General features: G+C 65.9%; 12 protein-coding genes. 6 read left to right on the top strand and 6 right to left on the bottom strand.

Annotation, left to right across the window (positions count from 1 at the left end; translation table 11 throughout):
• The first annotated feature begins 173 nt into the window (after nucleotides 1-173).
• Nucleotides 174-722, top strand: a complete 549-nt coding sequence (locus tag HDG37_RS01785) for a DUF6013 family protein (protein ID WP_184043846.1) — start codon at nucleotides 174-176, stop codon at nucleotides 720-722.
• Between the two features lie 49 nt (nucleotides 723-771).
• Here the strand turns inward: HDG37_RS01785 and HDG37_RS01780 are convergent, their stop codons facing one another.
• Nucleotides 772-1,578: an ABC transporter permease gene (locus tag HDG37_RS01780; protein WP_184033402.1), complete on the bottom strand. Its 807-nt coding sequence runs from the start codon at nucleotides 1,576-1,578 to the stop codon at nucleotides 772-774.
• A complete protein-coding gene (locus HDG37_RS01775; RefSeq protein WP_184043844.1) occupies nucleotides 1,575-2,315 on the bottom strand; it encodes an ATP-binding cassette domain-containing protein in 741 nt (246 codons plus the stop codon). The genes HDG37_RS01780 and HDG37_RS01775 overlap by 4 nt, the downstream gene beginning before the upstream one ends.
• 170 nt (nucleotides 2,316-2,485) lie before the next feature.
• On the opposite strand from HDG37_RS01775, the gene HDG37_RS01770 reads away from it, so the two are divergent.
• Entirely contained in the window at nucleotides 2,486-4,969 is a 2,484-nt protein-coding gene (locus HDG37_RS01770) for an AsmA family protein (RefSeq protein ID WP_184043842.1), read from the top strand.
• 149 nt (nucleotides 4,970-5,118) lie between these two features.
• Here the strand turns inward: HDG37_RS01770 and HDG37_RS01765 are convergent, their stop codons facing one another.
• The gene (locus HDG37_RS01765; protein ID WP_184033415.1) at nucleotides 5,119-5,610 is read right to left on the bottom strand and encodes a hypothetical protein; all 492 of its coding nucleotides are present in this window, start codon (nucleotides 5,608-5,610) and stop codon (nucleotides 5,119-5,121) included.
• A gap of 68 nt (nucleotides 5,611-5,678) precedes the next feature.
• Here HDG37_RS01765 and HDG37_RS01760 point away from each other — a divergent pair, with 68 nt between their 5' ends.
• The 4 genes from HDG37_RS01760 (at nucleotide 5,679) to HDG37_RS01745 (ending at nucleotide 10,197) form a co-directional block, all read left to right on the top strand.
• On the top strand, nucleotides 5,679-5,999 hold the full coding sequence (locus HDG37_RS01760; protein WP_184043840.1) for a hypothetical protein: 321 nt from the start codon (nucleotides 5,679-5,681) through the stop codon (nucleotides 5,997-5,999).
• Nucleotides 5,996-7,606, top strand: a complete 1,611-nt coding sequence (locus HDG37_RS01755) for an ATP-binding protein (protein WP_184043838.1) — start codon at nucleotides 5,996-5,998, stop codon at nucleotides 7,604-7,606. The genes HDG37_RS01760 and HDG37_RS01755 overlap by 4 nt, the downstream gene beginning before the upstream one ends.
• 66 nt (nucleotides 7,607-7,672) lie before the next feature.
• Entirely contained in the window at nucleotides 7,673-8,164 is a 492-nt protein-coding gene (locus tag HDG37_RS01750; RefSeq protein WP_184043836.1) for a response regulator, read from the top strand.
• Nucleotides 8,165-8,223: 59 nt separating this feature from the next.
• Nucleotides 8,224-10,197: a response regulator gene (locus HDG37_RS01745; protein WP_184043834.1), complete on the top strand. Its 1,974-nt coding sequence runs from the start codon at nucleotides 8,224-8,226 to the stop codon at nucleotides 10,195-10,197.
• 123 nt (nucleotides 10,198-10,320) lie between these two features.
• On the opposite strand, the gene mscL is transcribed toward HDG37_RS01745, so the two are convergent.
• From mscL to argE, 3 genes are all read right to left on the bottom strand, one after another.
• Nucleotides 10,321-10,767 (bottom strand): large conductance mechanosensitive channel protein MscL, encoded by a 447-nt coding sequence (gene mscL, locus HDG37_RS01740; protein ID WP_184043831.1) that lies wholly within the window; start codon nucleotides 10,765-10,767, stop codon nucleotides 10,321-10,323.
• A 99-nt stretch (nucleotides 10,768-10,866) separates the two neighbouring features.
• A complete protein-coding gene (locus HDG37_RS01735; protein ID WP_090804696.1) occupies nucleotides 10,867-11,901 on the bottom strand; it encodes a threonine/serine dehydratase in 1,035 nt (344 codons plus the stop codon).
• A gap of 89 nt (nucleotides 11,902-11,990) precedes the next feature.
• Nucleotides 11,991-13,223, bottom strand: a complete 1,233-nt coding sequence (gene argE, locus HDG37_RS01730) for an acetylornithine deacetylase (protein WP_184043829.1) — start codon at nucleotides 13,221-13,223, stop codon at nucleotides 11,991-11,993.
• Nucleotides 13,224-13,249 lie beyond the last annotated feature (26 nt).

Below are 13,249 nucleotides of genomic sequence, written 5' to 3'. Positions count from 1 at the left end.
ACACGCGCGGCAGCGCGCTTGGCGTTAGACTGACGACGCAGCATGCCAAAACGGTTGCGTGTCTTGCGGCGAGGCCAGCCGGTATGAACCGGCCGGCCCTCGGCAGTGCGTGAACAGTGCACAGGCAGTCGCGTCGACGCGAGCGCGCAGCGGCACAACAAGGAGGTGACAGTATGAGCTTCAGCTTCAAACTCTCCGCCGTTTCCGTTGTCGCTTCTCTCGCCTGCGCGCTCGTGCCGGCTGCTCGCGCAGCCACGCCGATCACGGTGACCAACAAGGCCGCGCTCGACGGTCCGATCCGCTACACAGTTCGCGTCACGTCGAAACAGTTCGGCAATTCCCACGAGACCCGCACGATCCGCTCGGGCGAATCGGACGACTTCACGTGGAAGACCGTGCCGCCCGGCGGTCCGGTGGCCGCGACGGACGCATGCCCGGACTATGCGTCGCTGCCGGTCGACGAGAATGGCGCGATGATCCGCCAGACGCAGATCCGCTTCTCGCCGGTGGTGTCGAGCGACGGCATCGCGGCCGTCCAGCTGAGCTTCCAGGCGCAGACGCCGCATGGCGTGAAAACCGTGACGAGCGGCGGCAAGACGCTCAAGTGTCCGAACGATGTGCGCGTGAGTCAGATCGTGCGTTTCACGATGCCGGTCAACGGCACGACGAAAACGCTGACGCTGACCGACGGCACGGAGATCGCCGTCACCGCGAAGCGTTGAAGGTTCGAGCGTGCGACCGTAGCACGCGCTAGCGCGTCATCCTTGTGCGTCATCCTTTGCGTGTCTCACGCTCGACGAGCCGCGTCGGCAAGAACTGATGCTCGGCCGAAAAGAGCCGCCGGTACGTGAGCAGCACCGCGCCCACGGTCCCCAGCGCCGACGCCGCCGCGATCAGAAACATGATGACGATCTGATAGCGCACCGCCTGCAATGGCGACTGCCCGGCCAGCACCTGACCGGTCATCATGCCCGGCAAACTGACAACGCCGACCACCGCCATCTGGTTCAACGTCGGCATCATGCCCGCGCGCACCGCCTGGCGCGCCGGCGCCTGCGCGGCCTCCCAGCGTGTCGCGCCGAGCGCGAGCGCCATGTCGACGCGGTCGCGCCGCGCGGTCAGCTCCTCGGTCATCCGCTCGATGCCGAGCGATACACCGGTCAGCGTGTTGCCGAGGATCATGCCGAGAATCGGAATCGCATATTGCGGCGCGTACCACGGATGGATGCGGATCACGACGAACAGTCCCACCGCGGCCACGAGCCACGAGCTGACCCAGATCGACAGCACGCTGTCGGCGCGTTGTCCGGCATAGGTGTGGCTGCCGCGCTGCGCGCCGGCGAAACCGGCGATCAGCGTCATCACGATCATCAGCGGCAGCACCACGTACCAGCGAGCGAAACTGAACACCCAGCCGAGCACATAGCCGATCGCGAGCAACTGGACCACGGTGCGCACCGCCGCCCATGCGAGCTTGCGCTCGAGATCGAGCTTCAGCGCGACCGACACCGCGCCATTCACGACGATCAGCAGCGTCGCGATCGCGACGTCCCACAAGCTCAGATTCTGCAGGCTCATTGGCGGGGCTCCCGACGCTGGTCCGCGGGAGCGCGTTGGTCCGCATCGCGCCGCACGGGAGTGTGTTCGGCCAGTACGCCGGCGCGCATCGTGAGATGCCGTTCGCTCATGCGTGCCGCCTGCTCGACATCGTGCGACACCCACATCGATGCGTGAGCGCCCGGCGCGGCGTCGAACCACGCCTGCACGAGCGCTTCGATCGCGCGCGACGACGCCGGATCGAGCGAGGCGGTCGGCTCGTCGAGCAGCAGCACTTCGGGCGCGAGTTGCAGCACGCGGATCAGCGCGGCGATCTGCGCTTCGCCGCCCGATAATTCGCTTGCGCGCTTGCCGAGAAAGTCCTCGCCGCGGCCGGCCTGCATTGCGAGCCTGGCCGCGCACGCGCGATCGAAGCGCGCGTCGCGATATGCCCGCAGCTCAAACGGATAGCGCAGATTGTCTTCGACGCTGCCGTCGATGAGCGCGGGCCGCTGCCGGATATACGCGATTGCGCGCCGGTAGCGCGGAATCCGCGCACGCTCGAGCGGCGCGCCATGCCACAGGATGCGCCCCGCATCGACCGGATCGAGCAGCGCGAGCGCGCGCAGAAACACGCTCTTGCCGGAGCCGGACGGTCCGGTAATCGCGACGCGCTCGCCGGCGCGCAGGGCGAAGGTGGTCGGCTGCAACAGCGTCTGGCCGCGCTGCGCATCGCGCCGTACGATGCCGTCGGCGAGGACGAAGGGAACATCGGTCATGGTTGGAACGTCGTGGGGAGGGTGTGCCGGTGGGGCTGTCGGTAAAGCGTGCGCCATGATAAAACGACGAGGCGCAACAGCGCACGACCAACGCGGCGATTCATGCTCGCGCGCCAGGTACGATAACTGCTGCACGGTGCACAACGTGGAACAACACGCGGAGCTTTTCAATGGCAGGGTCGAGCGGCACCGGACGACGGGTCGGAAAAGTCTTTGCATGGCTGCTGGCGGCGCTCGTGATCCTGATCGTCGCGCTCGTCATCTTCATCCTGAGCTTCGACTGGAACCGCGCGCGGCCTTACATCGACGACAAGGTCAGCCAGGCGATCGGCCGGCCGTTTGCGATCAACGGCGACCTGAAGGTGGGCTGGCGTCATGCGGTCGGCGAGACCGGCTGGCGCGGCTGGGTGCCCTGGCCGCGCTTTTCGGCGGCCAACATCACGATCGGCAATCCCGACTGGACCAAACAGCCGCAGTTCGCGACGCTCGACGAAATCGACTTCGAGGTCGAGGTGCTGCCGCTGCTCGCGCACGACATCGTGATTCCGGCGATCAACCTCGTGAATCCGTCGGTCGATCTGGAACGTCTTGTCGACGGGCGCAAGAACTGGACCTTCAAGCTGCCGTCGTCGAGCGGACCCACCGAGTGGAAGCTCGATCTGCACGATATCGCGTTCGCGAAGGGCAACATCGCGCTGTCGGATCAGCAGAAGAAGGTCGAGGTGCAGATGGTCGTCGATACGCTCGGGCAGCCGATCCCGATCGGCGACGCGCTGAAGCAGCAGGAAGCGGCCTCGCGCAGCGCGTCGGCTCAGGCCGTCGGCCGGGCGGGCGCGCGCCAACTCGCCGCGCAGGCCGAGGCACAGGCGGCCTCGGAGGCGAAGGCGGCTTCCGCAGCGGCGGCTTATGAAGCGGCGGCGCAGGCGTCGGGCGCATCGGGCGCATCCGCAACGTCGGGCGTGGCCGCGAGTTCCGGCGTGCTCGCGGCGAGCGGCGCCGCCGCCCCAGCCGAAACCACCAGCGGGAGCGCCAGCCCGGCCGCGGCTGTCTCGGGGGCGAGCGGCACCTCGCCTGGCGCCAGGCGCGCGACGCCGCTTTATGCGATCGGCTGGACCGTCAAGGGCACCTACAACCGCACGCCGGTGTCGGGCAGCGGCAAGCTCGGCGGCGTGCTCGCGCTGCAAGACGCGAACCGGCCGTTCCCGGTGCAGGCCGATGTCAAAGCCGGCGATCTGCATATCGCCTTCGTCGGCACGCTCACCGATCCGGCGCATCTCGCGGCGCTCGATCTGCGTCTCTGGCTGCAGGGCAACAGCCTGGCGCGCCTGTATTCGCTGACCGGCGTGACCTTGCCCGAGACCCCGCCGTACGCGACCGAGGGGCGTCTGATCGGTCAGTTCAAAGCGAGCGGCAACGTGTTCACGTATGAAAACTTCACAGGCCGGGTCGGGGGCAGCGATCTGAACGGTTCGTTGACCTATACCGGGCGCGAGCCACGTCCGCTGCTGCAGGGCGAACTCGAGTCGCATCTGTTGCAGTTCTCGGATCTCGCGCCGGTGATCGGCGCCGATTCGAACGCGAGCAAGGCGAGGCGCGGCGACGCGGCCGCGCAGCCGGGCAACCGCGCGCTGCCGGTCGAGGAGTTCCGCACCGAGCGCTGGAAGGCGATCGACGCCGACGTCAAGTTCACCGGCCGGCGCATCATCAAGAACTCGAACCTGCCGATCACGGATCTGTACACGCACGTCGTGATGACCGACGGCGTGCTGTCGCTCGTGCCGCTGAAGTTCGGCGTCGCGGGCGGCTCGCTCGCGTCGGACATTCATCTCGATGGCAGCGCGGCGCCGCTGAAGGGCCGCTTCGCGATGTCCGCGCGGCACGTCAAGCTGAAGCAATTGTTCCCGAACTTCAAGACGATGCAGAACGCGCTCGGCGAGATCAACGGCGATGCGTCGCTGTCCGCGACCGGTAATTCGCCGGCGGCGCTCGCGGCGACTTCGAACGGCGAGTTGAAGGCGCTCGTGACCGACGGCACCGTGAGCCGTCTGCTGATGGAGGCGGCCGGGCTCAACGTCGCGAACGTCGTCTATGAAAAGCTGTTCGGCACTAGCGACGTGAAGATCAATTGCGCGGCTGCCGATTTCGTCGCGACCGACGGCGTGCTCGAAGCGCGCGTGTTCGCGCTCGACACCGGCGACGCGGTGATCAACATCGACGGTCACGTGAATCTGCGCGACGAGACGATGGACCTGGGCGTGCATCCGCATACGAAGGGCTTTCGGGTTTTTTCGCTGCGCTCGCCGCTTTACGTGAAGGGCACCTTCAAGGATCCGCACGTCGGCGTCAATGCGGCCGCGCTCGCGTTGCGCGGCGGCGCGGCGGTCGGGCTCGGGCTGATCAATCCGTTCGCGGCGCTGATCCCGCTGCTCGCGCCGAGCAACAACAAGCCGCTGCCGTGCGCGCGATTGCTCGCGCAAGCGCGGCAGATGCCGAAGGCGCCGCCGCCGGGCGTCAAGCAGCAGCCGAAGGCGCCGATATCGCTCGAGGGCGCGCCGGTCAACAAGTCTTCGGGCGGCGCGTCGTCGCCAGCCGCGGCGGATCGTAAGCCCGCGACGCAGTCGCCGGCGAGCGCGGCCGAATACAAGGGCAGTTGAGGCGCGGCGAGCGCGTCGATGATGCGATCGCCGAATCAACGGCATGATGCCGCGTGAGGAACTGCGCGCGGTTGCCGTCGAGCCAGGGTTTCGATGAAGCGAAGAGAACGACCTGTCAGCAGCCCTGAACTTCAGGGTGCCCGATTGGCCTATCTGAGCGAACGTGGTGTTGCATCGCCCGACGCATCCTGGCGACGCACGCCGCGCCGGGTACCGATTCGTGTCGCGCCGAACTCCGTCAGAATCTTGCCGCGCGCACGGCTCGCGAACACGAGGAAGCCGAAGCCGTCGGCCTCATACCAGTAGCCGCCGTTCTCGAGACCATCGAGCGGCTGCTCCAGCGCGTTGGTAATGGATTCGAGGCAGCGCCGCCGCAATTCGGCTGGTGCGGGGTAGGGCGGCTGTGCGCCGCGCACACTGCATAGAAGCACGTCGAGTCCGGGCAGCACGTGTGCATAGAGCACCGGTTCGTCCTGCGCGCGAGCCCGCGCAATCTTGGTGTCGAGTTGACCGAACGGCTTGAAATGCCGCAGAACCGCGAGGAACGACTCGTCGCCGTCCACCTTCGCGCGTCTACGCTTTTTCGGGAAGGACATAAAAATTCGCCTGAAAAAGAATTGCAAGAATCGCTGCGTCCTCATGCGACCACTCCCGGCTTTCGCGCGCCGCACGTCGATGTTTTATAGCATACGACAAGGCCGGATTCACGATGATTCGACGCTACCGCATCGCCCCACCGCCTCCCGCACGAATCATGCCGAACCGCCTCGCCGCGCGCATTCGCATCCCAGCACACCTTGTCTCCATCATAGACGCAGGCGGCGCGGAAAAAACATCCCATCCCAATAAAAAAGTCATTTTTGTGTGGTCGAGCGCTTGCTGGCGCGTCGTTGAAATATCTCTGATTCACGTCGATAATGGCCCGTCCAGCCGCGCGGCGCCCGCCTTGCAGGGCGCGACGGGTGAGCGCGAGCCCCGCCGTTCGAGTGACAGCCTGAACCACAGCCTGAACGCCCTGACGGAACCATGAAACTATTCACCAAAGGTCTGCTGCTGATCGCGATACCGAGCGTGGTCGAACTCGCGCTGCTCGGGGTCGTCTTCGATACCCAGGAGCGGACCGCGCAGGCCGCGCGATGGGTCGACAACAGCAAGCAGATCCTCTACGAGTCGTCGGCCATCGTCGATCCGCTGCTGCGTCAGGCCGCGCGCGTGCGCACGGCGATGGTGACGGGCAGCGCCTCGCTGATCGACCGCCATGCGGTGTGGGTCGACCTGAATGACCGGCTCGCGAAGCTCGATGCGCTCGTCGCCGAAACGCCGGTCCAGGCCGAGCGCGTGCGCAGCATGCGGCGCGCGATCGACGCGTATCGCGAACAGAGTGTCGCGATCTCGCAGGCGTTGCACGAGGGGCGCAGTCTACGCCCCTATATCGCGCTCGAAACCGGCGAGTTGCCGGAGCAGATCGCCGTGTTCCGCGACGAGTTGGCCCAGTTCGGCGCGGCGGCGTCGGAGCTCGACGTCGAGCGCTCGAGCGCGCTCGGCGAGCGGCGCGAGCTTCAGCAGCGCGCACTCATTGCCGCGGTGTTCGGCTCGATGCTGATCTGGGCGGTCACCGCCTTCGTGTTCGCGCGCGGCATCGGCCAACGCCTCGAAGTGCTGACCGATAACGCCGAGCGGCTCGGCAGCGGCCGGCCGCTCGCGGCGCCGTTGTCGGGCAGCGACGAAATCGCCGCGCTCGACACGGTGCTACATCAGACCGATGCGCGTCTGCGCGAGGCGGAAGCCGGGCAGGAGGCGCTGAAGACGGAGTTCGAAGCACGCGCGCGCGAACTGGCGGCCGTCAATGAGGAATTGCGCCAGGAAACGCAGGACAACGAGATGTTCATCTACAGCGTGTCGCACGATCTGCGCTCGCCGCTCGTCAATCTGCAGGGGTTTTCGAAAGAGCTGCACGTGTCGTGCGACGAACTCGACGTGCTCGTCGGACAGGCTCGTCTGTCGGAGAACGAAGCACGGCGCATGACGCAGATCCTCGATGGCGACGTGCGCGAGTCGTTGCACTATTTGCGCACCGCGGTCGCGCGCGCGGCGGCGATCATCGACGCGCTGTTGCGCATCTCGCGCGCGGGACGGCTCGAATATCAGTGGCAGCGGGTCAGCGTCGAGCGCGCGGTGGCGCGAGTCGTCGATGGGCTGCAAGGCACGATCGACCAGCGCGCCGCGAGCGTCACGGTGCGCGAGCTGCCGCCCGCATGGGGCGATCCGGCGGCGGTCGAGCAGATCTTCGGCAACCTGATCGGCAATGCGCTGACTTTCCTCGATCCGGCGCGCCGCGGGCGCATCGAGGTCGGCGCGCTCGCGCCCGAACCCGTCGACGAAAGCGAGCCGCGCGCGGTCCGTATGCGCACCTATTACGTCCGCGATAATGGGCTCGGCATTCCGGCCGTGTATCTGTCGAAGGTGTTTCGCGCGTTCCAGCGTCTGCACGGGGACGTTGCAAGCGGCGAGGGGATCGGCCTCGCGGTGGTGCGGCGCGCGGTCGAGCGGCACGGCGGGCGCGTCTGGGTCGAATCGGCCGAAGGCACCGGATCGACCTTTTTCGTGGTGCTGCCCGAGCAGCCGGCGCGCCTCTGAGCGCGGCGCACCGTCGCTGCCCTTCTCGCGGCGGCATGGATGACGAATCGTTGGCACGGAGAGCCTATGAATCACGCGCAAGCGGTCAGCACCGTTCTGATCGAAGACGACGACGGCCACGCGACGCTCGTCGAGCGGAATCTGCGCCGCGCCGGCATTTCGAACGGCTTCGTGCGCTTTCGCGACGGCCAGCAGGCGCTCGATTACTTCTTCGGCCCCGCGGCCGCTGAGCCGTTGACCGACGCCGACGGCCAGCCCTATCCGCCGCGCGAGAATCTGGCGAATTTCGTCGTGCTGCTCGATCTGAAGATGCCGCGCGTCGACGGCTTCGAGGTGTTGCGGCGTCTGAAGGAAGCCCCCGAGACCGCCGCCGTGCCCGTGATCGTGCTGACCACGACCGACGATCCGCGCGAAATCGCGCGCTGCTACGAACTCGGTTGCAACGTCTATCTCTGCAAGCCGGTCGAATACGATGCGTTCATCGAGGCCGTGCGCCGGCTCGGCTTTTTCCTGCAAGTGGTCAAACTGCCGCCGGGGCATCGACTCGCGCCGCCTTGAAGCTGTCCGAAAGCCGTTCATGACAAGATGAGCACCGTACCGAGCCGGAGAGCACCTGCATGATCGAAGAAGTGTCCACCCCGCATGCCGCCTATGTGCTCGTCGTCGATGACGACGAGGGCATCTTGCGGCTCGCGCGCAAGTCGCTCGAACGCGCCGGCTGCCGGGTGACGATCTGCGCCGGCGTCGAGGCGGCCCGCGAGCGGCTCGCGAGCCGCGCCCCCGATCTGCTCGTGCTCGATTATCAACTGAGCGGACCGGAGACCGGGCTCGATTTCTTCCGCCGTCTGCGCGCGGAGGGCGTGCGCATTCCGGCGATCCTCGTGACCGGCTTCACCGACGAGTCGCGCGTGATCGAAGCGCTGCGCGCGGGTGTGTCCGACGTGGTGCCGAAGTCCGGCGACTATCTCGACTATCTGCCAGAGGCCGTGGAGCGCGTGTTGTCGCAGGTGCGGCTGCAACGCGCGTCCGACGAAGCGCTGCTGCTGCGCGATCGCGAGCTGCATTACCGCACGCTGTCGGAGACGTTGCCGCATCTCGTGCTGACCTGCGACGCGGCCGGCGATTGCGACTTCCTGTCGAAGCAGTGGTACGACTACACCGGCTTGCCCGAACATGGCTCGCATGGTCTCGCGTGGCTCGACGCCGTGCATCCCGACGATCGCGAGCAGATCCGGCAAAGCTGGCTGAAGGCCGTCGCGAGCCGCAGCGGCGACTATCGGCACGAGATGCGGATTCGCCGCCACGACGGCGAGTACCGCTGGTTCGACGTGCGCGTGGTCGCGATGCGCGATGCCGATGGCAACGTCAGCAAATGGTTCGGTAGCTGCACCGACATCCACTCGCAGCGCGAGGCGATCGAGGAGCGCGAGCGACTGCTCGAGTCCGAGCAGGCCGCGCGCCAGGCCGCCGAAGAAGCGAATCGCGCGAAGGACCGTTTTCTCGCGATGCTGTCGCACGAATTGCGCACACCGCTCACGCCGGTGCTCGCGGGCGCGAGCGTGCTCGAGATGATCCCGGAACTGCCGGAGCAGGCGCGTGCGAGCGTGCGCATGATCCGCCGCAACGTCGAACTGGAGGCGCGGCTGATCGACGATCTGCTCGATCTGACGCGCGTCGCGAACGGCAAGCTGCGGCTGTCGCTGGAGACCGTCGACGTACACGAGGTGATCGACAGCGTGCTTGAACTCTTTCGCAGCGAAATCCAGGTCAAGCAGCAGGACGTGCATGTCGAGAAGCAGGCGACGCATCACTACGTGCTCGCCGATCGCGCGCGGCTGCAACAGATGCTGTGGAACCTGATTCGCAATGCCGCGAAGTTCACGCCGGACGGCGGCCATATCTATGTGCGCACACGCGACGAACGCATGCAGGTGCAGATCTCGGTCGAAGACACCGGCATCGGCATCGAGCCGGAGCAGATCGGCAAGCTGTTCAATGCGTTCGAGCAGGGCGACCAAAGCACGACGCGGCAGTTCGGCGGCCTGGGTCTCGGTCTTGCGATCACGAAGGCTTTGACGGACGTGCACGGCGGCACTGTGACCGCGCAGAGTCCCGGTCCGCATTGCGGCGCGACCTTCACGATCACGCTGCCGACCGCCGCCGCGCGGGCCGCCGCGCCGCCGGTCATCGTGCCGAGCAACGTGCAGCCGGCGAGTTCGCTGTCCGTGCTGCTGATCGAGGACCATGCCGACACCGCCGACGTGATGGCCCAATTGATGCGCGGCTTGGGTCATCAGGTGACGGTGGTCGGGCGCGTCGACGATGCGCTTGCCGCGACGCAGTTGCACAGGTTCGATCTGGTTGTCAGCGATGTCGGATTGCCCGATGGCACCGGTCTTGATTTCGTCAAGGCGTTTCGCGAACATTCCGACGTGCCAGCCGTCGCGCTGACCGGCTTCGGCACCGACGAGGACGTGCGCCGCTGTTTGAGCGCGGGCTTTACATCGCATCTGACGAAGCCTGTCAATTTCGGCCAGCTCGAAGCGATGATCGAAAGCGCGGCGCAATTGAAGGCGCAACAGGAAGGGTAAGGCTCGATAAAGCGCGGCGCGCTGAAGGCAGCGTGAAAACACAAAGGCCTGTCGCGACGCCGATCGCAACAGGCCTTTTGATTTCACTGGCTCAGGCCGTCCAACCCGAGCTTGATTCGACGATTAACGCTGCTGGTTCTTCAGCGAATCGCGGATCTCGCGCAGCAGCAGCACGTCTTCCGGCGGCGGCGGCGGCTCCGCCGGCGCGGCTTGCGGCTCCTTGCGCAGTTTGTTGATGAACTTGACCATCAGAAAGATGATGAACGCGAGAATGATGAAGTTGATCGTCGCGGTAATGAACGAACCGTAACCGAACACCGCCACGCCACCCGTCTGCAGGTCTTTATACGATTCGGGGTTGCCTTTGTAAGTGGCCGGAATATGGCCCAGGCGAACGAACATATTGGAGAAATCGAGGCCGCCGGTAGCGACCCCGACAACCGGCATGATCAGGTCTTTAACCACGGAATTGACAATGGTGGAAAACGCGCCGCCGATAATCACACCGACCGCCAGATCCATCACGTTGCCTTTGAGGGCAAATTCTTTAAATTCCTGGATCATGCTCATACCTACACCTCCCTCATGTGAATAGCCGAATCATACCAACCTGAAGCGGATAGGCTAGTGCTTTAGCCGCAAGGCAACAAGCGCATCTGCTGCGCGTCGCTAATGAGGAAACTGTGACTCGCTATGGCGCGCGCGCTCCAGATGCGCGGCAAAACTGACCGGGTCGATATTGGCGCCGCACAGCAGCACGCCCACGCGTTTGCCCTGCAACTGTTCGCGCAGCGGTCCGAGCAATCCGGCCGTGGCGGCCGCGCAAGCCGGCTCGACCGCGAGCTTCAGCTGATTGAACAGGATCAGCATCGCCTCGCGCAACTGGTCGTCGGACACGGTGACGATCCGATCGACATGGCGGCGGCACAGCTCGTAGCTGTATTGCTCGGTATGCGGCGACATCAGCGAATCGGCGATGCTGTGCATGTGGCCCATTCTGACCGTATGGTTGGCGGCAAAACTCTTGCTCATCACGTCCGAGCCTTCGGGTTCGACGCCGTACACGTGCACGTTCGGATTCGCGAGCCGCAGCGCGGTGGAGACCCCGGCCGCGAGTCCGCCGCCGCCGATCGGCACGATCACCGCTTCGAGGTCGGGCGTTTGCGTGGCCCATTCGTAGCCGAGCGTCGCCGAGCCGAGCACCGTGCGATAGCCGTTGAACGGATGCACGAAATAGCGGCCTTCCTCGGCCTCGACGCGGCGCACCAGTTCGAACGCTTCGGCGAGATCTTCCGCATAGACGATGTCGGCGCCGTACTCGCGGCACAACGCAACGCGGGCCGGATTCGCCGCGCTGAACAGCACGACCTTGGCGCTGACGCCGAGCCGCATCGCCGCATAGGCGACTGCCACCGCGTGATTGCCGCCCGACACGCAGGTGACACCCGCGCTCTTTTGCGCGTCGTCGAGCGCGAGCAGGTTCGTGAAGGCGCCGCGTGCCTTGAAGCTGCCGCCCGCCTGCAGCAGCTCGAACTTGAAATTGACGACGGTGCCGCGCAGCGACGAGAAGTCGAGCCGGTCGAACACCGGCGTGCGCGCGACCCAGGGCGTCAACGCGAAGTGCTGCGCGGCGATGTCGTCGAGCGTGGGGATCGGCTCACCGTCGATCGTGTGATCCGTGTGCTGCGGCATGGCGCTGGACATGGCGGTCGCTCCGGAGTCGTCGAAGTCGCTGAGGCCCGTGGCTCGGCGCGCAGGTTCACTGCGGCTGCGCGCCGCTGCAACGAAACGGGCTAAGCGGCCTCGACCGACATGCTGTGGATGAACTTGCGCAAGAAGCGCTCGCACGCGACGAGCTGCTCGAGCTCGACGAATTCGTTCGCCTTATGCGCCTGCTGGATGTCGCCGGGGCCGCAAACGATGCTCGGAATCCCCGCGTTCGAAAACAGGCCGGCCTCGGTGCCGTATGCGACCTTGCGCTTGTCCTGGTCGGCCGTCAGCGCGCGGACGAGCTGCGTGATCGCGGCCTGTTCAGACGAATCGAGTCCGGGCGCCGCGGCGATCTTCGTGATCTCGATCGCGGCCGACGGATGCTCGCGCAGCATTTTCGGCAGCAGCGTTTCGCGCGCGTAGCTGTCGATGCGCGCGAAGATCTGCTCGGGATCGAGCGTCGGCAGATTGCGGAACTCGAACTGGAACTGGCATTCGGCCGGCACCGTGTTGATTGCGTTGCCGCCCGTGATCGTGCTGGTCTGCGCGGTGCTGAACGGCACGTCGTACAGTTCGTCGAAGGGGTCTTGCGCGCGGAACTGGTCGGCCATGTCGCGGATGTAGCAGATCAGGCGAGCCGCGTACTCGATCGCGTTCAAGCCCTTCGGCGTCAGCGACGAATGCGCGGCCTGGCCGCGTACGCAGCACTGATACGCGTTGATGCCCTTGTGCGCGATGATCGGGCGCATGCTGGTCGGCTCGCCGACGATGCAGCCGTCCGGCTTCACGCCGCGCTTCATCAGATCGGCGATCAGAAGCGGCGCGCCCACGCAGCCCACTTCCTCGTCGAACGACAGCGCCAAGTGGATCGGCTTCGCGAGCTTCGTGCGCTGCATGTCCGGCACGAGCGCGAGCGCCGCGCCGATGAAGCCCTTCATGTCGCAGGTGCCGCGGCCATAGAGCTTGTCACCGCGAATCTCCGGCTTGAACGGATCGCTGTCCCATTGCTGGCCGTCCACCGGCACGACGTCGGTGTGGCCCGACAGCACGACGCCGCCGTTCGTTTCGCCGTCGTGCGCGGGAATGGTCGCGAACAGGTTCGCCCATTTGCCGCCCTTGCCGTGCGTCAGCGTCGCGTCGATACCGACCGCGCGCAGCTCGTCGCGCACGGTTTCGATCAGGCCGAGGTTCGGATTGCGGCTCACCGTGTCCATCGACACGAGACGGGTCACCCAGGGCAGAGATATCGGAGAAGCGGGGGACGTGGAGGAGGCGGACGACTGCAACGATTGCGCTGTTTCAGCGACTTGAGACATGACATGACTCCAGCATTTCGTGTCTA

This window comes from Paraburkholderia sp. MM5384-R2, assembly GCF_014201025.1.
Classification (GTDB): Bacteria; Pseudomonadota; Gammaproteobacteria; order Burkholderiales; family Burkholderiaceae; genus Paraburkholderia; species Paraburkholderia tuberum.
The sequence above is the reverse complement of the archived record's forward strand: the minus strand, read 5'-3'. Positions and strand labels throughout refer to the sequence as shown.

Coding starts and splice junctions, on each gene's coding strand:
- HDG37_RS01785 (WP_184043846.1), top strand. CDS start 174: ATGAGCTTCAGCTTCAAACTCTCCGCCGTTTCCGTTGTCGCTTCTCTC.
- HDG37_RS01780 (WP_184033402.1), bottom strand. CDS start 1,578: ATGAGCCTGCAGAATCTGAGCTTGTGGGACGTCGCGATCGCGACGCTG.
- HDG37_RS01775 (WP_184043844.1), bottom strand. CDS start 2,315: ATGACCGATGTTCCCTTCGTCCTCGCCGACGGCATCGTACGGCGCGAT.
- HDG37_RS01770 (WP_184043842.1), top strand. CDS start 2,486: ATGGCAGGGTCGAGCGGCACCGGACGACGGGTCGGAAAAGTCTTTGCA.
- HDG37_RS01765 (WP_184033415.1), bottom strand. CDS start 5,610: ATGAGGACGCAGCGATTCTTGCAATTCTTTTTCAGGCGAATTTTTATG.
- HDG37_RS01760 (WP_184043840.1), top strand. CDS start 5,679: ATGATTCGACGCTACCGCATCGCCCCACCGCCTCCCGCACGAATCATG.
- HDG37_RS01755 (WP_184043838.1), top strand. CDS start 5,996: ATGAAACTATTCACCAAAGGTCTGCTGCTGATCGCGATACCGAGCGTG.
- HDG37_RS01750 (WP_184043836.1), top strand. CDS start 7,673: ATGAATCACGCGCAAGCGGTCAGCACCGTTCTGATCGAAGACGACGAC.
- HDG37_RS01745 (WP_184043834.1), top strand. CDS start 8,224: ATGATCGAAGAAGTGTCCACCCCGCATGCCGCCTATGTGCTCGTCGTC.
- mscL (WP_184043831.1), bottom strand. CDS start 10,767: ATGAGCATGATCCAGGAATTTAAAGAATTTGCCCTCAAAGGCAACGTG.
- HDG37_RS01735 (WP_090804696.1), bottom strand. CDS start 11,901: ATGTCCAGCGCCATGCCGCAGCACACGGATCACACGATCGACGGTGAG.
- argE (WP_184043829.1), bottom strand. CDS start 13,223: ATGTCTCAAGTCGCTGAAACAGCGCAATCGTTGCAGTCGTCCGCCTCC.